The organism is Mesorhizobium sp. NBSH29, assembly GCF_015500055.1.
Taxonomy (GTDB): domain Bacteria; phylum Pseudomonadota; class Alphaproteobacteria; order Rhizobiales; family Rhizobiaceae; genus Neomesorhizobium.
In genome coordinates, this window is sequence record NZ_CP045492.1 from 41523 (window position 1) to 64731 (window position 23209).

The window sequence follows — 23209 nt, forward strand, 5'->3', positions numbered from 1 at the left end:
CCACTGGTCGGTATCATGGCGCACAACCTCAAGCATTCCATAGACCTTTTTTCTGCAACTCCGCCATTTCGCGCGCCGCACGTTCGCGCAGCCGCGTATCGCGCAAAAGCTTTTCCACGGCGGCATCGTCAGACTTGTCGGCATAGCGGAATTCAGAATCGGCGTAGCGGTTCACCTCCTGCATCACCATGTCCATGTTGAAGGGCCCGCGCAGTTCCTCGATCATCGCCTTCTTGGTATCGTAGTCCTTATGCAGAAAATGCTCTGGCGCTTCGAACCAATCGTCTGGCAGCTCGATATCCATCGCCCGCATCTTGATTGCATCCGTAACATTCTTGATAGCACGGCCCGTAAAGCGCGGTTCGGCTTCCTTGATCATGTGCAGATAGGTGCCAATATCCGCCATCGTCTTTGGTTGGCCCTGCTCCTTCAGGAAGCGCTCATGAACGCGCACGAGCCCCTCTTCCTGCGGCTTCGCATGGGTATCATAGGCCTCGTTCACCGCCCGCTGGATTTCCTGCGCGGCATAGAGATCATGCTTGCCCAGATCAATTTTATGGTTCTTGCCGGCTAGCAGAACGAAAATATCAATATAATCATCTCGCGTCTGTGGCCCGTCCACCAACCAACGCGCACTGGCTCGCTGGCGCAGCGCATCATCCACATTCTCCGGATAGTTGGAAAACATGCCGAATGAGCAATTGCCGCGCACCACCGTCGAAGCGCCTGCAAACGCATCCATCAAAACACCGGTAATTTCCTGCTGCCCAGCCGAAGCGCGGTCATCCGAGCGTTTGGCCGCAACTTGGTCGATATCATCAATCGTGCCAAAGCCAATGACGCGCGGGTTCAACACATTGGTGATGAACTGACGGCAGTTCTGGCCGGACTTGCCCTGATAGGACGAGATCTGGTCAACGCCGAAATTCTCATAGAAAAACGGATAGCCGCCCACCTGCGCATAATTATTGACAAGGCCAGCTATCATCTGGATCAGCGTCGTCTTGCCTGTGCCCGGCGCGCCATCACCGATAAATGTGAACAGGAATCCGCCAAGCTCAACAAACGGGTTCAGCTCCCGGTCGAAATCATAAGCGACAAGCATTTTGGCAAGTTTGACCGACTGGTATTTGGCAATGTGGTTGCCAACCACTTCCTCCGGTTTCTTGAACGTCATCACCAACGGTTTTGAGCGCTTGCCCGGCGCAATGTCGAAACCATCCAGCGTGAAATCGTCGGCATCAATGCGGATATGCGCATTATCGAATGCGCCAAGCCCGTCAAAGCGACCCCTGCGCGCTAGAAGTCCATCAATCGCGGTTCGCGCAAACGCGCGCGCACGCCTTGCCAGATCAGCCTCATCCTTGACCCCTGCAATGGCGCGGTCGAGACCCGCAATCAGGCTCTTTAAGGCATCCTGTGGGCTGTCGAACAGGAACTCCGGGGCGCCAATATCATTCGGCGCGTCACCATCGCTGTCGATCAGCTGAAGCAGATAGCTGGCGAGGCTGAAGGCTGCAACATAGGCTGAGGCTGAGAGAAGCTTCTTGAAATGGCTCGCATCCTCCCCCTCAAGCGGCGCCCGCGAGTTCCTTGCCTGCAACGCTTCCAGATCCGTGCTTTCAGCAAACACACCAGCCACCGCCAGCGCCACCGCAATGCCTCGGCGAGCACGGTAGAGCACACTATGCTGGCCAATCGACATCAACTGGTCGTCAGGCCTGATGCCTGCAACCGTTTTCACCAGTTCCACTTCACGCGTATTACGCAACGCGCTCGTTGAAACGGTCGAGACAAACCGCCGTCCTGTGCCGGCAAGCGCCGTGCCGGATTTCGCCGAGGCATCCTCCATCACCACGAAGCGTGTGATCATCAATTGCGCAGTAGCGCGGTGCTTCTCAATATCGGCTTCGGCAATCGTGGTCAGACCTGCGTCCATGTCATGTGCCCCGCAAAATGATTGGCAAACCTGAGAGGTCCTTTGCCGAACCTGCCTCAGACATCTGAAATCACCTGCCCATTGGACAGAATGTGAACCTCGTAATCCTTGAATATCTTCTGCGCTTCACCGGCAGCATAAAGGACCTGATAGGCTTCATGCGGGATAAGTGCATGCTTCTCGAAAGCAGAAACGCCCTGCCTGGCGGCTTCCAGATCGTCCGTATTGATAAAGAATTCCTCGGATGCAGGCTCGCTGGACCATAGCCCCTTACGGCCAGGCTTTTCGGATTTGGAATAAACCTCCTGTACGGTCCAGGTAAGAAGCCATGCATTTTCAGGCTTGCGAACCTTGGCCAGCACTTCCGAAACCGTCGAATTATGCTCTGTTATACCCGCTGAATAAAACGGGCCAAGAACAACGCGCCGCAATTGCTTGGGGTGCAGCTCCGCAAAGTCCTTGTCGAGATTTCCGGCAATCGTCGCTGGTGACAGCGTATAGGCAGAGCTCTTCTCGGTAAAATCATCGAACCGATGCGCAAGCTCGGGATTGAGCAACCCCTCCACCGGCAGCGGAATATTCACCTTCTCATTCAGCCGACCATTCGCCCCAACCAATTGGCGGATCATGCCTTCGGAAGAATCTTCCACCGTCGCCATATAAATCAGCGGCAGGTTCGCGCTGCCATCATAGCTTGCCCAATGCACCAGATAATATGGCCGCATGGTCTTGGGATTGACTGAAACCTTCACCGTCTGTGCCAGCGAAAAGGAGCCGAAGGTTTCCCCATCCTTGATGTCTTCCAGATAGAGCCGCTCAGCCATGGATTGCTGGAGGCTTGCTGGAAATTCCTTATGCCGCAAAATGAAATCGGCCATTTCTGCACGCAATGTGTCTGGCTCGGGTAGGCTGGCCAGCCGCTGCTTGGCCTGTCGCCGGTCGTTTTCCAGTTCCAGAACATTCTGGAAAACCGGAAATCCGCTCTCCGCCCGTGAGATCTTGAACGTCGCCATGAACGCCAGACGGTTGCGCCAGGAGGAGAACGATTTCTCCAATTGCGCTATATATTCAGCCACCACCTTCGCCACGAGATCATGGCGATAGAGCGTTGAACGCTCGTCGCGCATATAGATGTCCAGCCCCTTCAACGCAGCTGAGATAGCGTCGAAATAGCGTGTGGCAGCGTCAGATTCGGGTGTCATGCTGGGCGAAATTACTGCTTCACATAGGCGGCGGCGTTGTGCTTCTTCATCACATCGTCAAATCGCCGGGCAAAGGCATCATCAGCAAGCTTCTTGCGCCGTTGAATATCCGCCGTCGTCACCATGTTCTTCTCATGCTGTTCCAGAAGATCTCCAATATGACGCTGCGCGGCAGCACCAATACCGGCCATCGTTTCCTCGGCCGTGTTGTCCACCTGGCTGCCCAGCGTGTTGATCTTATGGGCAACATCCTGCTGCGCTGCCGTCTTCAGTGAATCTTCAAGCGCCTTGTAGAGAACGATGCGCTGCTCCGTGTCGATGGTCAGCTTGTTGATGAGGGTATTCTGCGCTGCGATCTGGTTGTTGAGGGAATCCACGAATGTCTGGAACATCGACGTATAGCGCTCCAGCGTCTGGCTCTCGGCCAACAGTTCCTGCTCCTTGGCCTGCGCCTCATTGTAATCTGTCGCCAGCTTGGAGCGCTCGCCTTCCAGCTGTGCGCGATCCTTCTGATTGGTTGAAGCTGAAATGCGGTTCTCTATGTCGAGAAGCGCCGGGTTAAGCTCTTCAATGCGCTTTTGCGTCGTTTCGAGCTTTTCCATCGCGGCCTTGCGCCGTTCAATCACCTTCGTCAGGCTAGCTTCCGATGTTTGATAACGAGCTTCCAAAACTTGCTTCTGGTTGGTCAAAATTCCGGTAATCTTATCCGATTTGGACAAAAGCTCCTGCAAATTGCCCGCAAGCGACATGTTGCGCACCCGCTCGCTGCGCATGCGTTGCTTGCGCTGCTGGGAGAATATGCCGACAAACTTTTCCCAGCCCGAATAGCTCTTCATGCTCTCAAATTCGGACCCGAACACATTTGTCGCGTCCTCGAGCCCGATGATAAGATCAGCAATGTTGGTTTCCATCACCTTCTGCTGTGTGAGAACGTCCTGGATGCGGGCGTTCTCCACATCAAAATCCGCCTGACCAATCGTCTGGTCCGTCCTGGCGAGCTTGTCCAGCACGCTGCTCGATTGCTCCATCTTCGTCCGCATGTCTTTTACAACAGCTTCTGTCTGGGCAATCTCAGTGTCGAAATTCTGCAGCGTGGCCATGCGTCTCTCCTAGAGGGTGGCGTCAAGTCAGGCGAATATAGGGGGAGCCTGTGACGAAGGGAAGTTCGCTCAGTTCAGCTTGTCTTCTCCGCCATCGTCAATTTCGTCTTCGTCCAAACCATCTTCGCCGTCACCGCTATAAATCGTAACAGCAAGTGTTAGGCCAAGGGCTGCGCAGCGTGCAACGAGTGCAGGCGCAAACGTAAATGTGCGCCCTTCATCGCCACTGATAACTTCAAACCCATTGTCGATTGTTGCCAACTCCAGCCCCTTCCACTGAGCCAGTGCATCCCCTGAAAGCTTTTCGATCCGTGTCACAATGGCATCCACCACTGCGGCAGGATCGTCAAAATCCACGCTGTCATCGTCAAGTTCAAAGCGTGCTTCGAACAATTCGCTTTCGGCGCTCGCATCGTCAGAATCATCATCATCGAGCGTATAAAAGCCCAGCGATGTAAGTGCCTCGACAAGTCCGTCAAGCTTCTGCTTTCCCGCGAGATCAAGATCTGCATTGAGAAATCGCGTTCTGAAATCGCTCATGGTGTTTCCCTGTTCTGGCCACCAAACCCGATCATGTCGTCAGATTTCTGGCGGCCCATTTCTTCTTCCCAATGCCGGCGGCAGAGCGAAACATATACATCCTTGCCGATGGCAACTTGCGCGCCATGGCGCGCGACCTTGCCATCGGGGCCAAGCCTCACCACCATAGTGGCCTTGCGACCACACCTGCAAATAGTGCGTACCTCGCGCAACTCGTCGGCAACAGCAAGCAGAGCCTGCGATCCGGGAAACAGTTTGCCACGAAAGTCGGTTCGCAGCCCATAGCACATGACAGGAATTCCCAGTCGGTCGGCCACGCGTGCCAGCTGCCACACCTGCTCTTCTTCCAAAAACTGCGCCTCGTCTACGAACACGCAATGCAGATGGGTATGGCAATGATGCTCGCCAATGCGTGCGAAGAGGTCATCGCCCTCGCGAAACAGCTCCGCATCCGCTTCCAGCCCGATACGCGACGTGATCGCGCCGGTATCGTTCGTTTTGCGATAATGGCCAGCCACTAACAGCATGGTCGCCATGCCGCGCTCGCGGTAATTGTAGGAAGCTTGCAAAAGCATGGTGGTTTTGCCGGCATTCATTGTCGCATAGTGGAAATAGAGCTTCGCCATGGCGCCTGTCTTACTCAAACCCTTGTCAGCCGGGGAGTCCCATTGCGCATCACATCCACCGAAAAGAGCGGCTTGTCGTTCCGAAACCACGTTTCGACGCGTCCAGAAAGGTCATGGCGCTTGAATACGCAACAGAATGATGTTTGGCTTGAACAAATCCGGCGCCGTAAACAGCAGTGCTGAGCCAAACAAGAATTCCAAATGGGAGCAGATACAATGTCACCACTAAAAACAATCGCGGGAGCACTTGGACTCACCGTCGTTCTTTCTTCCGGTGTGGCCTTTGCGGGCGATGCCGACAGTTGCAGGAAAGTCCGGCTCTCCGACGTAGGCTGGACGGACATCCAGGCTACCACCGGAGTAGCGTCTGTTCTGTTGACTGCACTCGGCTATCAGCCAGACGTGATCCAACTGTCCGTCCCGGTCACCTATGCATCGCTGAAGAACAAGGACCTGGACGTATTCTTGGGCAACTGGATGCCGTCGATGACCAATGATATCAAGGAATACACCGCTGATGGCTCTGTTGAGACAGTCAGCCAGAACCTTGAAGGCGCTGGCTATGGCCTGGTCGTCCCGACCTACGTTGCTGAGGGCGGCGTCAAATCGCTGAGCGACCTTGGGAAGTTCAAAGACAAGTTCAACGGGAAGATCTATGGCATCGAGGCTGGCAACGACGGCAACCGCATCATCCTCGACATGATTTCGAAACCTGAAAACAAGCTAGAAGGCTTTCAGCTAGTAGAATCGTCCGAGGCCGGCATGCTGACGCAAGCCGAGCAGATGATGAAATCCAACGAATGGGTTGCCTTTCTCGGATGGACGCCGCACCCGGTGATGGGTGAGATGAAGATCGTGTATCTCGATGGAATGGGCGATTCCGGTTTTGGGGCTGCGACCGTACACACCAATGTCCGCAAGGGTTATGTGGCTGAATGCCCTAATGCAGGAAAATTCATCTCAAACCTCAAATTCACGCTGTCGATGGAAAATGAGATGATGGACGCCATCCTCAAAGGCGGCAACGCAGATACAGTGGCTTCGGACTGGCTCAAGAAGAACCCGGATGCGGTCACGCCCTGGCTGGACGGCGTTACCACTTTCGACGGTGGCGATGCTGCCGCCGCAGTAAAGGCAGCGCTCGCCGGTTGAGGTTTGGCTTTTCCCGGATAGTTGAGCAAACGGGGCGGCAGCCAGCCGCCCCTTAAGATTGAGGGAACATGGATCCTTTTTCGGCTTTTTTTGCCTCCTGGAAGATTCCTGTCGGCGCCTGGGGCAAGGCGTTCTTTGAATTCCTTACCGATAATTTCAACGCGTTTTTCCGCGGTATTTCCGGTGGACTCAATGTCTTTTTAGATGGGACTGTCGATGGCCTTCTGGTGCTTCCACCTGTGGTGCTGATCTTGCTGCTGGCACTGTTCGCTTGGTATCTGCAGAAGTCGAAAGGGTTGGCCATTGGTGTGGCGCTAGGCCTGCTGTTCATTCTCAATCAGGGCCTATGGAAACAGACGGTGGAGACGCTTGTGCTGGTCGTAGCTGCTGCCAGCGCATCCATGGCGATTGGGGTGCCGCTCGGTATTTGGGCGGCTCACAATGAACGAATCTACAAAGTGATGCTGCCGGTACTCGATTTGATGCAGACACTACCTACCTTCGTCTACCTCATCCCGGTCCTGACGCTGTTTGGCCTCGGCAATGCGCCTGGCCTCATCGTCACCATCATTTTCGTTATCCCGACTGCCGTGCGCCTTACCCATCTGGGTGTAACGTCCGTACCCACATCCATCATCGAAGCGGGTGAAGCGTTCGGTGCCACCAAAAGACAGCTTTTGTGGAAGATCGAATTGCCCGCGGCCCTACCCACCATCATGGCGGGCCTCACGCAGTCCATAATGCTGTCCCTCTCCATGGTCGTGTTTGCCGCGCTGATCGGCGCTGGCGGCCTCGGCACGGAAATCAATCGGGCACTTGGCTCACGCCGCATCGATCTCGGTCTTGAAGCTGGCCTCGCCATCGTCATCCTGGCAATCGTGCTCGACCGCATGACGCGCATCGGCGTCGGAGAAAAGAAATGAGCATCGCCGTCGATTTCAAGAATGTCGACATCATCTTCGGTGATGACCCGACAGAAGCACTGGCCATGGTCGACGCTGGTGCGGACCGTTCAGAAATTCTTTCCAAGACCGGCAACGTGCTCGGCTGTGCCGGCGCCAGTCTGGCGGTAAATCACGGCGAGATCTCTGTCTTGATGGGCCTCTCCGGTTCGGGAAAATCCACGCTGCTTCGTGCCGTGAACGGCCTCAACAAGGTGACGCGTGGTGAGGTGATTGTAAACGACGGCGAATGGTCCGCCGATGTTGTCTCGTGCAGCGAGCAGGAGCTGCGAAAAATCCGCCGCGAATGCGTCGCCATGGTGTTCCAGCAGTTCGGCCTTTTACCCTGGCGAACGGTCGAGGAAAATGTCGGCCTTGGTCTTGAACTCTCCGGGGTCCCTGAACGGGAGCGTCGCGAGCGCGTCGCCCGGCAACTCGAACTCGTGAACCTGGGACAGTGGGCGAAAAAATACGCCCATGAGCTCTCCGGCGGCATGCAGCAGCGTGTCGGCCTTGCCCGCGCTTTCGCCACGGAAGCGCCGATCCTTTTGATGGACGAGCCGTTTTCCGCCCTCGATCCGCTGATCCGAACAAAACTTCAGGACGAGTTGCTGCAACTGCAGGAGCAGTTGAAGAAAACCATTGTCTTTGTCAGCCACGACCTCGAAGAAGCCCTGAAGATAGGCAGCCATATTACCATCATGGAAGGCGGCCACATCGTCCAGACAGGCGCGCCAGAAGACATCGTTCTGCGTCCGGCCAACGATTACGTGCGTGATTTCATCGCCAACGTGAACCCGCTCTCGGTTCTCACCGCGTGGAACGTCATGCGCGATCGCCGCGATCTGGAGGGCGCTGGACGGGGTGGCTGGCTATGGCTGGACCGGCGCAACACTACGCGCTTCAAGATAGACAAGAATAATCTTGTGATTGCTGCTGAGCGCAACGAAAGACCAGCAGTCTGGACCTCCTGTGACGACGTCGACACCCCGCGAGACGAGCCCATCGTGTTCTGGGCTAAACCCGGAACACCACTCAAGACGGTGATGCTAGCCATGCACCGATCCCAGACGGCCCCCGTTGCGATCTTTGATGAACAATCCCGCTTCATGGGCTCGATAGGTGTGCGCGACGTCCTGAGCGCGGTGCTCCGTCGCTGAGGTGGCGTGCGCAGGACGCCAAGCGATCGAATAGACCTCGGCTGCCTGCCTTTGCCATCTTCCATCTCCGGCATCCATGCGCTAACGCGATTCACGTCAACGAACAGATACCACCACGGCAATACGGAGAACGACCTTATGAACCCGTCTGGACACATCGCAATTGTAACCGGCGGCGGCTCAGGCCTGGGCGAAGCAACAGCGCGGGCACTTGCTGCGAAAGGCGCCAGGGTTGCTATTCTCGACATCGGCATGGATCGCGCAGAAGCGGTCGCTGCTGACATCGGCGGTATCGCTGTAAAATGCGACGTTTCATCCGCGCAGAGCGGAGAGGCTGCAGTTGCCGATGTTGCAAAGCGCCTCGGCGAACCACGCATCCTGGTCAACTGTGCCGGCATTGCGATCGGCATCAAGACATTGAGCAAGGACGGGCCGCACCCCCTCGACGCATACCGCAAGGTAGTCGAGGTCAATCTGATCGGCACATTCAACATGATAAGGCTGGTCGCCGACCGTACCCAGAACCTCGATCCGATGGAAAGTGGAGAGCGCGGCGTCATCATCAACACCGCGAGCGTCGCCGCTTATGACGGCCAGATCGGTCAGGCTGCCTACGCTTCGTCTAAAGGCGGGATTGTCGGAATGACGCTGCCAGTTGCGCGCGACCTCGCTCGCTCAGGCATCCGTGTTGTCACCATCGCGCCCGGAATCTTCAAAACTCCCATGCTGATGGGCATGCCGCAGGAGGTGCAGGATTCCCTCGGCGCATCGGTGCCCTTCCCTTCGCGGTTGGGTGAACCATCCGAATATGGCGCCCTCGCCGTCCATGTCATCGAGAACCAGATGCTGAACGGCGAGACCATCCGGCTAGATGGCGCGATCAGAATGGCTCCGAGATAGGGCAAGCGTCCATCACTTCTGACTCGGTGGATTTGATCTATACTCGCGCTCCACGGACATGAGAAGCTTGCAGGCTAACGCCGATCACGATTAGTCGTCGTAGCCAGTTAACAGATCCGCAGAACGATATTTTTTTACAACCAATTGCAACTGAGAGAATATGCTGATTCGCGAGCGCAACGCAGGATCCGCCACCTTATTTGAAAACCTCCGGGCAACTTTCTGTGGACGTCGACGAGTCCCTTTGCAGTCATTTGGCATATCGATATTCAAACCAAGAAACTGTTTTTAAACGGATTCTTCAATGTCAGGTTTCGTGATCACTCGCCTCTCTCGTACACAAATTCGAAAGCATAATGCTCCCCCTCCCTTGCCCTTTACGCAAAGTCAGGTAGGTTGCGGTGTATTCACGCTAGTGAATATATGTCGCCAATTTCTCTCCCTGCGCTATTGCCCCCTAGCGCCAGGATAAACCCTAAAACTCGGGGGATTCAATGATTTCCACCAAGCTAGTTCGAAATGTCGACAGGGCTGCTGAGTTCTTGACGTTGCTTGGCAACAGCAAACGTTTGTTGATCGTGAGCTACTTATTGGACGGTGAACTTTCGGTAGGCGCCATCGCCGATCGAGTGTCGCTCAGCCAATCCGCTCTCTCCCAGCATCTCGCGAAACTGCGCAGTTGCAATTTGGTCGAAACAAGACGCGACCGGCAAATGATTTACTACAGCTGCAAATCCGTCGCCGTACGCCGTCTGTTTCTTACACTCGACGACATCTACGGAGAGTCAGGTGAATCAGAGTCCACAGAGCTACCATTACCTTCGCTTGCCGCTGCGGGCACTTGACTGCATTTAGTTGAAACTTCATTGGTTCCATTTGAGAGTCGTTGGTCCAATGCAGATTTGTCACATTGACGATCCGAACGATCCGCGGATTGCAGCATACCATAAAATTCGGGAACGCGATCTGACTGGAAGGGATGGACTATTTGTTGCCGAGGGAAAAGTCGTTCTCAACGTTTTGTTTTCTGCCAAACGGTTCGATGTAGAATCAGTTCTGATACTTGAAAATCGTCTCGACGGCGTCCGCGCGGCACTGTATCAGTCCACCAGCAACCTTCCTGTCTACACAGCTTCTGCTAACGTGATGGACCAGATTACTGGTTTCCACGTACATCGCGGAGTTCTCGCCGTCGGTCGAAAACGCGTGGCCGATGGAGTTTCAGAGGTTTTGGAGGCTCTTGCAACCGAAGCATTGATTGTTGTCCTCGTTGGCATCTCTAACCATGACAACATGGGCGCAATCTTCCGCAACGCGGCAGCGTTCGGTGCAGACGCGGTCTTGCTCGACGAAACGTCATGCGACCCGCTCTACCGGAAATCTATTCGGGTATCGGTTGGCGCAGTTCTGAGAGTGCCGTTCGCCGTCGGTGGGACTGCTTCTGAAATTATGAATACGCTCACACATCTCGGGTTCGAGCAGTTTGCTCTTTCGCCTGCGGGCACAACAGACATTCGTGACATCCGCCGCAGCAATCGAACAGCCCTATATCTCGGCACCGAAGGTGAGGGCCTGCCACCGACGTTGATGGCTCAATTGAAAACCGCACGCATTGAGATGGCGCCGGGCTTCGATAGCCTCAACGTGGCAGCTGCTTCAGCAATAGCGCTACACCACTTTCAGCAGAGCGACACGCAGATTGCTGACCTTAAGTACTCGAGGCAGCTTTCTGGAGCGCGCGCACCCGCTCGGCAAGACTGAGAGTCGAGCCAGGGGCATTTCCGGGAAGAGCTGGCCGCGTCGCCAGCGTTTTTTTAATTGGCGAATTGGGGTCGTCAAGGTTCGCAGCCAGTTTCACGACTTGAGCAGCCAATTGATGGATCTCTTCGCGCAGCGCAGCACCACCAAAAGCGATCGGGGGGGGGCTTGCGTCCGCAGCATTTTGAGCCCTCAATTTTTTATTCTCGCGGGTCAACGCCGTAAGTCGAACCTCCAAGCGGTCGCGCTCTGCCGCTTGTCTGTTGACATCGAGTTCGCCCGGCGACCCAGCGAGTGCGACACGCGAACGGCCAGGTGCTTCTGCGAAGGGTACGGCGTTTGCACGTTCCTGCCTAAGTTGAGCCAGTTCCCGCTCGCGCCGCTCCAGCTTCTCTTCCCTATCCGTCAGCTTTGACAGCATCTTCTCAATCTTTTTCTCTAGGTCGGCCACCCGCTTGGTCTGCGTTTTCAGTGCATATAAATGGTGCTCAGTCGTATCGTCAGAGATGCGCAGTTTGTCTTCAATCTCGCGTACGGCAGCGCGCAGGCGTGAGTTATCCGTCGACATTCTTTCGATTTCTGACTCTCGGCCCGCAATCTCAATCTGTCGCCCACTCGAAATAAGACTGACCTCTTCATGCGCCTTGGCGAGATGGTGCAGTTCCTCATTTTTTTGCTCGATCAGATCTTCGGCCGCGCCAAGTTGACTAGATAGATGGCTTACCTGGCCGCTACGCTCGTCAAGATCAGCCTTCAACTCGGCAGTTTGTGCCTCCAGTTTCCCGATCGATTGAACCTTGGTGGCCATCTCTACGCCCAGCCGCTTGATTTCCTCACGGCTCCGGCTGACCTCTACCATCTGAGCGTTGGATTTTTCCTTCAGCGATTTTGCCGTGATTTCAAGCCGCCGCACTGACAATGCCGCTTCTGCTCGCGCTTTATCCGTTAGCGCCTGGATCTCGTCCAACGACAATGGCATTGACGCTATGATTTTCTTGCGCGTCAGAGCGCCGGAGCGATCGAGCACTACCGGCACGATGACAAGCGCCACAAAGCCCGCACACAAAGCGCCGAGTACGAAAAAAAGCAACGACTGGATCACCTGCGATCACCTGCTCCGAGGACTTATCCCGATCAACAACAAGTTGCTTCGCCCGCTACACCCTTTCGAGTCAAGTCGATGCAGTTCAGTAGCGAGATGACCGTTCAGAACGGGTTCCAGGTCGGCCCCTGTGTCAGTTTCAGATAGCCGATATTCACACCAAGCCGCGCGCCGACACCAGTTCGGATTGGAACCAGAAGCATATTCCCGTTCTTAAGCACGTTAAATCCGAGCCCTGCCACGACATACGCAGATCCGGAAACGCCGACGAAGCGCCGATACAAATTGCTGGTATCGTCGAGATTATAAACCAGGATCATGGTTCGCGACCCCTGACCACCAAAATCCCACCCAAGCGATGGACCTTGCCAAAACACGTTATGGTCACCCGCATTCTTGGTGTAGAGCTTGCCCTCGCCATAGGTGAGCCCACCCACCAGCGCGCCCGAACCCTCTTCTCCCAAGACATATCCGTTTGGCAGCCCATAAGAGGAAAAAGCTTTTTCCACCACAGTCGCCAAGCCACCCGAGGTAGCGCCAAAGAAAGAATGACCGGTATTGACTATTTCCTGTGCCGTGTAGCCGTCGGCCCTGCTCGCAGATGACAAACAAACCATAGCCATGAGCGCCGCAGCCAGCGCCGCGAATATCCGGATCAAGCTCCGGGTGTAGAATCTGGGATACATGTTCCAATCTCCGTATGGGAGCACGTTCTGCTGATGCCTCTGCCGATCTAAACTCTTGCGGTTTCTTGATTCGGTACAATTCGAGGCTATGCCGCAATCCTTTTTCAACCATTAAATTCCGCCACTATGATGGCAGACCAAAGGGAATGACAGCGGGCACAATTGGCTCGAAATGCTCTGGGGGGGTCATTTCTGCATTATATATAACGCTTTTCTTGAAGCTGGCGCACACGCTGTGTATCCAGTTTGCAGGTGCGAACAGATATGATTCGCTAGGCGGCAGGGCGGTTGCCAACGCGGCAATGCTGCAATTTTTGCGAGGACAAATTTATGGCTGAGCTCTTTACCCTGTCTGCACCCGACCTCGCTGCGCTTTTGTGCAGCCGTGTGTGCCACGATATCATTTCACCCGTTGGCGCAATCAACAACGGGCTGGAACTGCTGGATGAGGGAGGTGCTGATGAAGACGCCATGAACCTTATTCGCATCAGCGCTCGAAACGCATCTGCAAGATTGCAGTTCGCCCGCATTGCATTCGGTGCGGCAGGCTCTGCAGGGATGCTGATCGATACCGGCGACGCTGAGGCAGTTGCCATCGGGTTTCTGAAAAACGAAAAACCTGAACTGGTTTGGGCAGGTGGCCGCGCGCTGCTTCCCAAGAACAAGGTCAAGTTGCTGCTGAACCTGATCCTCATCGCAAACGGTGCAATTCCCCGCGGCGGGAAGATCACGGTGACGCTCGATGATGTCGAGACGAGCCCAAAATTCACACTCGTGGCGAGTGGTCCAATGGTCCGCGTGCCGCCGAAATTTCTGGAGATGCACTCAGGCAATAGGCCCGAAGAAGCCATCGACGCCCATGCGGTTCAACCCTACTACACGCTTTTAATGGCACGCGAAGCAGCCATGACGATTTCGATCCACGCGACTGCGGATGAAATCGTACTTACCGCAGCTTAATCCTTTTTGCCGCAAAAAAGCGATGACGTAGCTTCACTGACAACACTATATTTCCATTTTCCTGCTCTGATGTGACTAACAGGAGCATCATCGGCCATCGGCTGCGCTCCCGCATGAGTGTCAGAGGGGGTCTTATAATGAAACGGTGCCTGTTCGTCGATAATTCGAGCGTCATCCGCAAGGTAGCCAAGAGAATTCTGGGCGTTGATATGTTGGTGGTTGAAGCCGCGACAGGCACAGACGCACTGAACCTCTGCGCTCACGAAATGCCTGACATTGTCATCGTTGACGGCGCCCTCGCAGATGTCAACGCAGCCGAATTCATTCGGCGGGTGCGGGCGATCGAAGGGGGATCTGTCCCTCGTATCGCAATTTGCCTCACAACTGTGGACATCGGCGCTATTATGCGCGCCAAGCGCGCCGGAGCGCAGGGTTACTTACTTAAACCCTTTGACCGGTCGCAATTGCTTGAAAGTTTTCGAAATCTTAGCTCTGGCCACTAACGGCGTGACCGCGAGGCGACGAGAGCTTAGCCAGCGGCAAGTCAGCCGTCCCGCATATGCCGAACAGCACCGGGACTAAGCGCTTTCGCGAATTTCTTCGGGCTCGCGCAATACGTAACCGCGGCCCCAGACTGTCTCGATGTAATTCTGCCCGCCTGATGCAGCGTCAAGCTTCTTACGCAGCTTGCAGATGAAGACGTCGATGATCTTCAGTTCCGGCTCATCCATGCCACCGTAGAGATGGTTGAGGAACATTTCCTTGGTGAGGGTTGTGCCTTTGCGCAAGGAAAGCAACTCCAGCATCTGATACTCTTTGCCGGTCAGATGCACGCGCTGACCACCGACTTCTACAGTCTTGGCATCCAGATTCACGATGAGGTCACCAGTTGTGATAACAGACTGTGCATGGCCTTTCGAGCGGCGAACGATCGCGTGAATGCGGGCAACGAGTTCGTCCTTATGGAACGGCTTCGTCATGTAATCGTCCGCGCCAAAACCGAGGCCTCGTACTTTGTCCTCGATCCCGGCCATGCCGGAGAGGATCAGAATCGGCGTCTTGACCTTGGACAGCCTGAGCGTACGCAACACTTCATAGCCGGACATATCGGGAAGATTCAGGTCGAGCAGAATAATGTCATAATCGTAGAGCTTGCCGAGATCGACGCCCTCTTCTCCAAGGTCCGTCGTATAGACGTTGAAGCTTTCCGATTTCAGCATCAGCTCGATGCTTTGTGCGGTCGCACTGTCGTCTTCAATCAGCAAAACACGCATTTCATTCCCCTTTTCTGCACCCAGCCCGCCCATCGCATCTAGGGACTGGTGCAGTGATTGCCTGAACCGGAGGCTGCCACCGAATGGTTAACAAAATCTAATTCCGCGACACAAGCGATATCAGATTTTTTAGCTTTTCGCGACACCTTATTGAATCTAGTAGCGAATTTCGCTTACCCGACGTTAACACGGCACTCTGATAAATTAGGCGTTGGTACTTCTTTCCCCACCGGTTGTATCCGAAAAATGGGTCAGGAATTTTTACCGAGCCTTAAGTCCTGACGCGTATGATTAACAATGCCCGTAAACGAATGGTTACCGGCGGACCAGAATCTTAGCATTTTGTTTTCGATAAGGTTCGAAATCCGGTAGCTGGGCAGCGTTTGATGTGAGTACGGCCACGAGGCCTGAGTAACTGTGTTGGAGTACCGAGACATGAAGTCACGCGAAAACCTTGTTCGGCTGAAACAGTTCCAGGTCACGGAGAAGCGGCGCCAGCTTCTTCAACTCGACATGATGATCGCCGAATTCGACAGGATGGCGACCGAACTTGAAGTGCAGATCGTCGCCGAGGAAAAGAAGGCCGGCATCACCGACATCAATCATTTCGCGTACCCGACCTTCGCCAAGGCAGCGCGATTGCGACGCGACAATCTTAAAAATTCGCAATTTGACCTCGCACAACAGAAAAGCGCTGCCGAAGCCATACTTGGCGAAGCTGAAGCGGAGCTGGCGAAGGCGGAATTGCTCGAGTCGCGTGATACGAAAATGCGCGAGACCGGCACCGACAATCGTAGTGCCATGATCGGCTGAAACGAACTTTAACCTACGCCGTCTGCCAGTCGGCCCACTGCATTCCTGGCCGCAAAGTTGTCACGCTTCCCTTGGTGTTCATAGAATTATGCTTCGGTTATAGCGTGGAATGCTGGCAATTATCCACTCTGCTTTGCACTCGGCATCGCGTTGACATTGCTCCACGTTGAGTTGCTCTATTAATTGCAGACGAATCGTCATTGCTGGGCACAAGGCTGGATATCGGCCATCATTCTCCCGCAGTTGAAGATAGCGCTCCTACATAATGAGCGCTTATGCGCGCGAAGATCAAAATGGAAGACACCGCTGGTGGCTTAAGTTATATCCATTAAGACGGGCGGCCGTTTGCTATCACTCTCACGAAGCCCGGACTGTAGTTCGTCGCACCCTCAGTCGCGCTGCACTTACATAAACGTCAATGAAGCACGACCCCGCACCTTGAACACAAAAAAACCGGCGCGAGAGCCGGTTTGTCTGTATTTTCGACAGCTATATCAGTGCCGGTACTGTTGAATCCGCGTTGTTCGCAAGCCGGCCAGGCCGTACTCATCGATCGATGCTTGCCACGACAGAAACTCCTCTGTTGTGAGTTTATAGCGTTGACAGGCTTCTTCCAGGCTGAGCAACCCCCCTCTCACCGCTGCAACAACCTCCGCTTTACGCCGGATAACCCAGCGCCGCGTATTCGTAGGCGGAAGATCAGCAATCGTAAGTGGACTGCCGTCAGGCCCGATAACATATTTAACTCGTGGTCTAACCAGATCGGTCATTCTACTCTCTACACAAAACACACAAAGACCCAATCGATGTTCACCATACCGGCATGCCTTTAAAAATTGCCTAAGCGCTTGGTAAGTGAAACGTAACGATAGTTAAGGACGGTCAACACTTGGTTAGGCGGCTCGAGGCAATTCAATTCAACTTGAATCTCCCCGGAAAACGGCCAGAACCAGAGACCAAAAACTCCAGTGGGTTTCTGTCGTTGACCGCTGCAGGTGGCGCTCTGGTACGGCTTGACCTATATTCTCGCTATTGGCATTGGACGCCTCCAAAAATCGCTACGGAATCCGATTGATATGAAGAACAGCCTGGACCTCCCCGGAAAGCCCGGAGACAATCGCATTGTTGTCGCGATGTCGGGAGGCGTTGATTCGTCCGTGGTCGCGGGCCTCTTGAAGAGCGAAGGCTATGATGTCGTCGGCATTACGCTGCAACTCTATGATCATGGCAAGGCCGCCCACCGCACGGGTTCATGTTGCGCCGGCCAGGATATAGAAGACGCCCGGCGCGTGGCCGAAACATTGGGCATTCCGCATTACGTGCTGAATTACGAAGAGCGCTTCCGCAAGTCTGTTATCGATCCGTTTGCCGAAAGTTATATAGCCGGCGAAACGCCGATTCCATGCGTGTCTTGCAATCAAACGGTGAAATTTGCCGACCTGCTGGCGACCGCGCAGGAACTTGGCGCCGACGCACTGGCCACCGGCCATTATATCCGCAGCCGCCCCAACGGTGCCAACCGAGCTCTTTATCGCCCGGTAGATGCTGAACGAGACCAGAGCTATTTTCTGTTTGCAACAACGCAGGCGCAGATCGACTACCTACGTTTCCCACTCGGAGAAATGCCAAAGCCCGCTGTGCGCGCCATGGCCGAAAAAATGGGACTGACCGTCGCAAACAAGGCCGACAGCCAGGACATCTGTTTCGTGCCACAGGGAAAATATTCCGATATCATCGCCAAACTGAAGCCACTGGCTGCCTCACCGGGTGAAATTGTTCACCTCGATGGACGGGTTTTAGGGCATCATGAGGGTATTTTACGATACACAATCGGCCAGCGCAGGGGCATCGGCATCGCATCAAGCGAGCCTCTTTATGTCGTCCATCTCGATGCCGAGCGTGCCCGCGTGGTTGTCGGCCCACGGGAGGCGCTTGAAACGCACAAGATCTACCTCAGAAACATGAACTGGCTAGGTGACATCGCTCTTGATGACATTCCTTCAGATGGTTTGGAGCTATTCGCCAAGGTACGCTCGACCCGTCCACCAAGACCGGCCATGCTTCACAATAGCGTAGGAAATGTCTGGGTTGAGCTCGCCGATGGCGAATCCGGCATCGCCCCGGGACAGGCTTGCGTGCTCTACAGCGATGATAGCGATGAAGCTCGGGTCTTTGGAGGCGGTTTCATCCAGCGCTCGGAGCGCGGTGCGGACGCCGAGGCGATGTTGAACCGATTGGCCGAGATGCCAGCGCATATCCCCGCCGAATAACTTTCTAACCCACGGGTACGTCAGTCGTGCAGGACAGTGCCTGCTGTCAGAATCTTCAGCACGCGCACCGCTTCTTCGCCGTCGGTTCGTGGCTTGGCACGTGTTTGGATGCAGGAAATAAAGTGCTCCAGTTCACGCGTTAAAGGCATACCCTCTTCGACAGGCACATAGGACGGTTCGTTCTGAGTAAACGCCCAGTGGCCGCTATCCTGCCACACCGCATGGCGGTAGACCGCCAGCTTGCGCTCCCATGGTTCGACATCGTCGAACACAGCCATCGCCTTGGTCCCGACGACGGTCAAGCGCCGCTCGCGATAGGGATTGAGCCGCGATGTGAATAGATGGCTGCGCAAGCCGCCCGGAAAACGCATGTGCAAATGCGCGAAATCGCTCAGATGATCCAGCAGCGCTGCCCCCTCGCCGCGAATTTCCGTCGGCTCTGTCCCCGTGATCGCCAGGATCATCGAAAGGTCATGCGGCGCCAAATCCCACAGAGCATCATTTTCTGTGTGGAATTTACCCAACCCTAGTCGATGCGAGTGGATATATTTTACCTCACCTAATTCTCCATCGTCGATCAGTGTTTTGAGCATCTCAAAAGCCGGATGAAAGCGCAGCACATGGCCAACCATGAAAACGCGTCCCGCAGCCCTGGCAGCCTCAACAGCGCGCTCGGCATCGGGCACAGTAAGCGCTATCGGTTTCTCCACCAGAAGATCCTTGCCGTTTTCGACAGCCTTGATGGAAAGCGCTGCATGAAACTGTGGCGGCAGCGCCATCACGATGGCGTCTACATCACTGTGCGTGAATAGATCATCCGGCGAAACAGCGAGGCAGTTCTGCTCACTCGCAAAACCCTCGGCGCGTGCAAGGTTGGCGTCGGAGACCGCGTGGAGGACGCCCAGTGATTTCAGTGTTCGAATATGGTTGCTGCCCCAATAGCCGCAACCAAGAACTGCGATGCGCGGTTTCATCAATACCGTAGCCAGAAAAGTGTGGCGGAGACATACCGGTCGCCCGCCGGGAACTCAACCCCGAACCCGATCAGCTGTCGGCAATCGTTTGATTGTGTGGTCACCCGCCTTGAAACCTTTTTACTGACCGGCCCCACAACGCTTGACAGCTTTGCACCCGCCACCTTATATCCGCGCGACTTCGGCAGTGGCCGGGCCTCCCGCTCCTCTGCGGCACCGGCCCTCACGCATCTGCCAAAGTGGCGGAGTAGCTCAGTTGGTTAGAGCAGAGGAATCATAATCCTTGTGTCGGGGGTTCGAATCCCTCCTCCGCTACCATTGAATCGAGACTGAATTACCAAGCTGTAGGAAGAAAACAGGTGTTCAAATGCGGTCTCATTTAGTGGGATGCACGCGGGAAGAAACTGATGGAGTGTGCCACTGCCTACTTCCTATCCCATTGTGCGGCTTGGCAGGTTGAGCTTTCGCGCTCAAAACTGATGGAGAACATCGCTCGCCTCGAGACGACCCTTCATCCTGAGAGGTAGCTGATAGGTGACCTTCCTCGCATTCTTTGCGTTTGTCAGTGTCTCGCTCAAATAAGCGCACTAGAGGTCTACCACAAGCTCGCCATCCTTTAGCGCCGCCCTCGAACAGCACAAAAGAACCCTTTCCTCCCGCTCTTTCTTGGACAAGACAAAATCCCGGTGTTCGGCATCACCGCTGATCAGGGGGACGGCACAGACACCACAAATACCCTCCGAGCACTTCGTATCCAATTGGATCCCTATTTCGGCCAGCATGTCCGTTGCGGATCGATCAGCGGGCACCGAAACTGTCTTACCTGTGCGGGCAAGTGTCAGACGGAACTCGTGGTTTATCCAGTCGGGAGCCTCCGGTAAGGTGAAGTACTCCCTGTGCATGGCGTCGTCGGGCCAACCTTGCGCCAGAGCGGCATCGAATACGGCATCCATGAACACCGGCGATCCGCAGGTATAAATGTGATCGCCTTCTTGATAGAGGCCGAACACGGCGGAAAGGTCTGCCCGTTTTCCCTCAGCCGAAACATGCAGATGTACCTGCTCGCGCCATGCAACACTTTCAAGCGTGTCGACAAACCCAGCCGAAGCGCGGCTGCGAATGCTGTAGTGCAGTTCGAAGGGCTTCCCGATCCGATGCAGCCGATGCGCCATCGCGATCATCGGCGTAATGCCGATGCCGCCGCCTATGAGTAGGCTGCGCCGGGCGTCCTCATGGAGGGGAAAGTGATTGATAGGCCGCGAGACAAAAACCTTTCGCCCGGCATCGAAGATCCGGTGCATCAGTTTCGAACCGCCACGCCCTTCATCCTCGCGAAGCACGCCAATCACATAGCGGCTGCGGTCGGCGGGATCGCCGGCAAGGCTGTACTGGCGGAAATATTCCGGTGCCACCACCACGTCGATATGAGCACCCGCCTCGAAAGGCGGCAGAGGTGAGCCATCCGTGGAGACAAACTCATAGCGGGCAACGGCGTTTGACATCATGTCTACCTTGTCGAGTCGAACCTGAATCACGGGGGCCGGTCCTTCTGGCAGGGTTGGCAAAGACACAAGCTCATCGGTACGCCCGGCGGAAAGCCGCGCCTTGTATTCGGCCGGGTCAAGCAAACTGCGGTAGGCTGCTATGCCTTTCTCACGATCCAGAGGGAGCGGAAAGGGATAGGGCGGCGGCGTCAGATCAGCGGTATAGGCGGCAAGGGTCTGGTCCTCGGGCTTCAGCACAAGTCGCGTATTGAGCTCGCGTACATTGACCTGGCTGGCCGGCAGATAGGAGCCGTCTGCGCCCAACTCTACATCCCACCACCATTTTTTGACCGGATTAATGCTGCCGTTGCCCAATCTGTCATCAAGCCAGGCCAGGAAGCGGGCGGCGCGCGGCATGTTCATCGCGGCCCAGCGGAACGGAGCTTCAACAAACAGGCCTTCCAGGTTCCACGGGCAGGTTTTCATGCATCGGCCGCACATCGCCCCGGCCGCATTGGTAACGCGGTAGCGCGTGCATTTCTCCGCATCGGATTTCCAGATCTCGTAGCCGTTGAACATTTTCTTCGGGCCTGCGGGAATAGATCCGGACGGACATTCGCGAGCGCACTTGTTGCAGGCGCTGCAAAATGCCTGGAGGCCGAAATCGATAGGCTTGTCGTGTACCAGCGGCATGTCGGTGGTCACGACTCCCGACTTGAGGCGCGGACCGAGCAGAGGGTTCAGGATCACATCGCCAATACGGCTCACCTCGCCAAGGCCAGAGAGCAGCAGCAGCGGCGGCTGCAACACCTCACCGTCAACGACCGAGTGCACGCGGGCGGAATATCCGAGGCGCCGGATCTGTTCTGCAACAACGCCGCCCAGAATCTGCGAGCGAAGATAGGCGCGCATCGATTGCGCCACGGCGATCCAGTCGTCGCCGCTGGATCCCTCCATCGTCTCATGACCCTGGTCGATGATCGTCGAAATGGCGTTGTTGTGGTAGGGTGTGATCGGCTCCCCCATCGCATCATGCGAATAGTAGGCGTAATCCGGACACCGTGAGATGCCCACCGCATCGCACCCAAGAAAATAGAGCGCGGCCTTCACATCGTGCGCATTTTTCTGGGGGTCCACCGCGCTTGCAGCAATCTGCGGCGCTTTTTCACCGTTCTGCAGCAGGATGAACGCTCCAAGGGCCCGCCGCGCACAATATCCAATAGGGCTTTTGAGGACATAATTCCCGCCTTTGGCAGCGGCCTGCATTGCCTTGCCCATATCTCCGAAGAGAGCACGGGCAAACATGTCGGCGCGCTTGGGCACCCTGGGCACACGGGGCTCATCGATGAAAGTGGTTGGCTGCTCCACAGTCTTGAGCTTTTCAAAAGGTAACGCACCTTTGGCGAAGTCACGTCGGGCGTAGGGCGTCTTGTTGAGAGCGCTCTTGTAAAAACCCTTACCCACCCACCATGCGGGCCCGTGGGAACGCCATTTATCAGCAAGGCCACCTTTCGCGAGCGGCCTGTCGACCTCCATCTCGCAGGTGGTCGTCACCGCGGCGAGACTGTATCGTGTGCCGACATAAGGATTGACCAATTCAATCTCGCCAGCCTTGTTTCGCTTTTCCACCAGCCCGGCTGCGAGCGCCAGCATTCCGAGATTCACATCTGTACTGGTCATCGTATGCGCACGCGCGGGATGGCCCAGAATACGGAGATAGTTGGCAAGTACGACTGCCACTTCTGCCACGCGAAGCGCCGAGCGCTGCTCTGTAGTACCCGCGATCCAGCCTCCACCTGCCTCGGTAGCAACCGGCTCGCGGGGGTGCTCTACGAGATAGACGACCACATGGCTGTGATCGGCGACGCTGCCCAATTTCGCACGTGCCGAATCTCGAACATCAGCCATAATGGCGTCAATGCCTGAAGCAAACGTCTTCGTTTCAATATTTTCGGCACGCTTTGCGAGTTCGTCAATCACCGGGTTCCGAATTGGCCGGTCCAGCAGTGCCTGGGCAGGAAGACGGCAGATGCCTGCCATTGTTGCATCAAAGAACATCCCCGCCGCTTTCATGTGGCGCGCGCGTTCCCGTGGGCAATCCGGAATGATGGAACGCTTTGCCGCCACAGGGCCATTGCGAATAACGTCGAGCATGCCTGTGAACAGCATAAGCGGCGATGCAAGAGAATCATCGCCCGTAACGCCCTGTGCTGCCGCCGTCATCGCCGGCACATCATGGAATTCTGTCTGCGCATCGCTGCGCTTCAGCCTTTCAAGCGGATAAGGTCCGAGGTGAAAGGGACGGTTCTTATAACTAAAAAAGCGCAT

Annotated in this window: 21 protein-coding genes and 1 tRNA gene; 11 read left to right on the plus strand and 11 right to left on the minus strand. The window is 55.5% G+C overall.

The features are described 5' to 3' along the window. Positions 1-28 precede the first annotated feature (28 nt). From GA830_RS00190 to GA830_RS00210, 5 genes are all read right to left on the minus strand, one after another. The gene (locus GA830_RS00190; RefSeq protein ID WP_195163155.1) at positions 29-1939 is read right to left on the minus strand and encodes an ATP-binding protein; all 1911 of its coding nucleotides are present in this window, start codon (positions 1937-1939) and stop codon (positions 29-31) included. Positions 1940-1995: 56 nt separating this feature from the next. After that, positions 1996-3141: a hypothetical protein gene (locus tag GA830_RS00195; protein ID WP_195163156.1), complete on the minus strand. Its 1146-nt coding sequence runs from the start codon at positions 3139-3141 to the stop codon at positions 1996-1998. A gap of 11 nt (positions 3142-3152) precedes the next feature. Continuing rightward, positions 3153-4241, minus strand: coding sequence for a hypothetical protein (locus tag GA830_RS00200; protein ID WP_195163157.1), 1089 nt, complete (start codon positions 4239-4241; stop codon positions 3153-3155). 69 nt (positions 4242-4310) lie between these two features. Then, positions 4311-4781: a hypothetical protein gene (locus GA830_RS00205; protein WP_195163158.1), complete on the minus strand. Its 471-nt coding sequence runs from the start codon at positions 4779-4781 to the stop codon at positions 4311-4313. Further along, positions 4778-5407, minus strand: coding sequence for a thymidine kinase (locus tag GA830_RS00210; RefSeq protein ID WP_195163159.1), 630 nt, complete (start codon positions 5405-5407; stop codon positions 4778-4780). Before GA830_RS00210 ends, GA830_RS00205 begins: the two co-directional genes overlap by 4 nt. 216 nt (positions 5408-5623) lie before the next feature. On the opposite strand from GA830_RS00210, the gene choX reads away from it, so the two are divergent. The 6 genes from choX to GA830_RS00240 all read left to right on the plus strand — a co-directional run bounded on the left by choX (position 5624) and on the right by GA830_RS00240 (position 11321). Continuing rightward, positions 5624-6559 carry a choline ABC transporter substrate-binding protein gene (choX, locus tag GA830_RS00215; protein ID WP_195163160.1) on the plus strand — a complete coding sequence of 312 codons (936 nt, stop codon included), beginning with the start codon at positions 5624-5626 and terminating at the stop codon, positions 6557-6559. A gap of 68 nt (positions 6560-6627) precedes the next feature. Continuing rightward, a complete protein-coding gene (choW, locus tag GA830_RS00220) occupies positions 6628-7482 on the plus strand; it encodes a choline ABC transporter permease subunit (protein WP_195163161.1) in 855 nt (284 codons plus the stop codon). Beyond that, a complete protein-coding gene (gene choV, locus GA830_RS00225; RefSeq protein ID WP_195163162.1) occupies positions 7479-8660 on the plus strand; it encodes a choline ABC transporter ATP-binding protein in 1182 nt (393 codons plus the stop codon). The genes choW and choV overlap by 4 nt, the downstream gene beginning before the upstream one ends. A 138-nt stretch (positions 8661-8798) precedes the next feature. Then, positions 8799-9560, plus strand: coding sequence for a 3-hydroxyacyl-CoA dehydrogenase (locus tag GA830_RS00230; protein WP_195163163.1), 762 nt, complete (start codon positions 8799-8801; stop codon positions 9558-9560). A 494-nt stretch (positions 9561-10054) separates the two neighbouring features. After that, on the plus strand, positions 10055-10405 hold the full coding sequence (locus GA830_RS00235) for an ArsR/SmtB family transcription factor (RefSeq protein WP_195163164.1): 351 nt from the start codon (positions 10055-10057) through the stop codon (positions 10403-10405). Between the two features lie 49 nt (positions 10406-10454). Further along, positions 10455-11321, plus strand: a complete 867-nt coding sequence (locus GA830_RS00240; protein ID WP_195163165.1) for a TrmH family RNA methyltransferase — start codon at positions 10455-10457, stop codon at positions 11319-11321. Here the strand turns inward: GA830_RS00240 and GA830_RS00245 are convergent. Both GA830_RS00245 and GA830_RS00250 read right to left on the minus strand, forming a co-directional pair. Next, positions 11269-12369 (minus strand): hypothetical protein, encoded by a 1101-nt coding sequence (locus tag GA830_RS00245; RefSeq protein ID WP_195163166.1) that lies wholly within the window; start codon positions 12367-12369, stop codon positions 11269-11271. The genes GA830_RS00240 and GA830_RS00245 overlap by 53 nt on opposite strands. 155 nt (positions 12370-12524) lie before the next feature. Then, on the minus strand, positions 12525-13106 hold the full coding sequence (locus GA830_RS00250) for a DUF1134 domain-containing protein (protein WP_195163167.1): 582 nt from the start codon (positions 13104-13106) through the stop codon (positions 12525-12527). Positions 13107-13436: 330 nt separating this feature from the next. Between GA830_RS00250 and chpT the strand changes: the two genes are divergently transcribed. Together chpT and GA830_RS00260 are read left to right on the plus strand one after the other, a co-directional pair. Next, complete coding sequence (gene chpT, locus GA830_RS00255; RefSeq protein ID WP_195163168.1) at positions 13437-14066, plus strand: histidine phosphotransferase ChpT; 630 nt, start codon at positions 13437-13439, stop codon at positions 14064-14066. Positions 14067-14203: 137 nt separating this feature from the next. Continuing rightward, on the plus strand, positions 14204-14569 hold the full coding sequence (locus GA830_RS00260) for a response regulator (protein WP_195163169.1): 366 nt from the start codon (positions 14204-14206) through the stop codon (positions 14567-14569). 75 nt (positions 14570-14644) lie between these two features. Here GA830_RS00260 and ctrA read toward each other — a convergent pair whose 3' ends face one another. Continuing rightward, on the minus strand, positions 14645-15340 hold the full coding sequence (gene ctrA / locus GA830_RS00265; RefSeq protein WP_195163170.1) for a response regulator transcription factor CtrA: 696 nt from the start codon (positions 15338-15340) through the stop codon (positions 14645-14647). Between the two features lie 435 nt (positions 15341-15775). Here ctrA and GA830_RS00270 point away from each other — a divergent pair, with 435 nt between their 5' ends. Further along, positions 15776-16153, plus strand: coding sequence for a flagellar export protein FliJ (locus GA830_RS00270; protein WP_195163171.1), 378 nt, complete (start codon positions 15776-15778; stop codon positions 16151-16153). Between the two features lie 494 nt (positions 16154-16647). On the opposite strand, the gene sciP is transcribed toward GA830_RS00270, so the two are convergent. Next, a complete protein-coding gene (gene sciP / locus GA830_RS00275) occupies positions 16648-16923 on the minus strand; it encodes a CtrA inhibitor SciP (protein WP_006203587.1) in 276 nt (91 codons plus the stop codon). Between the two features lie 306 nt (positions 16924-17229). Here sciP and mnmA point away from each other — a divergent pair, with 306 nt between their 5' ends. Beyond that, positions 17230-18423 (plus strand): tRNA 2-thiouridine(34) synthase MnmA, encoded by a 1194-nt coding sequence (gene mnmA, locus GA830_RS00280; RefSeq protein ID WP_195163172.1) that lies wholly within the window; start codon positions 17230-17232, stop codon positions 18421-18423. Between the two features lie 20 nt (positions 18424-18443). On the opposite strand, the gene GA830_RS00285 is transcribed toward mnmA, so the two are convergent. After that, positions 18444-19397: a Gfo/Idh/MocA family protein gene (locus GA830_RS00285; RefSeq protein WP_195163173.1), complete on the minus strand. Its 954-nt coding sequence runs from the start codon at positions 19395-19397 to the stop codon at positions 18444-18446. A gap of 241 nt (positions 19398-19638) precedes the next feature. On the opposite strand from GA830_RS00285, the gene GA830_RS00290 reads away from it, so the two are divergent. After that, a tRNA-Met gene (locus GA830_RS00290) sits at positions 19639-19715 on the plus strand. Between the two features lie 269 nt (positions 19716-19984). Here the strand turns inward: GA830_RS00290 and GA830_RS00295 are convergent. Next, complete coding sequence (locus tag GA830_RS00295) at positions 19985-23209, minus strand: 2Fe-2S iron-sulfur cluster-binding protein (protein ID WP_195163174.1); 3225 nt, start codon at positions 23207-23209, stop codon at positions 19985-19987.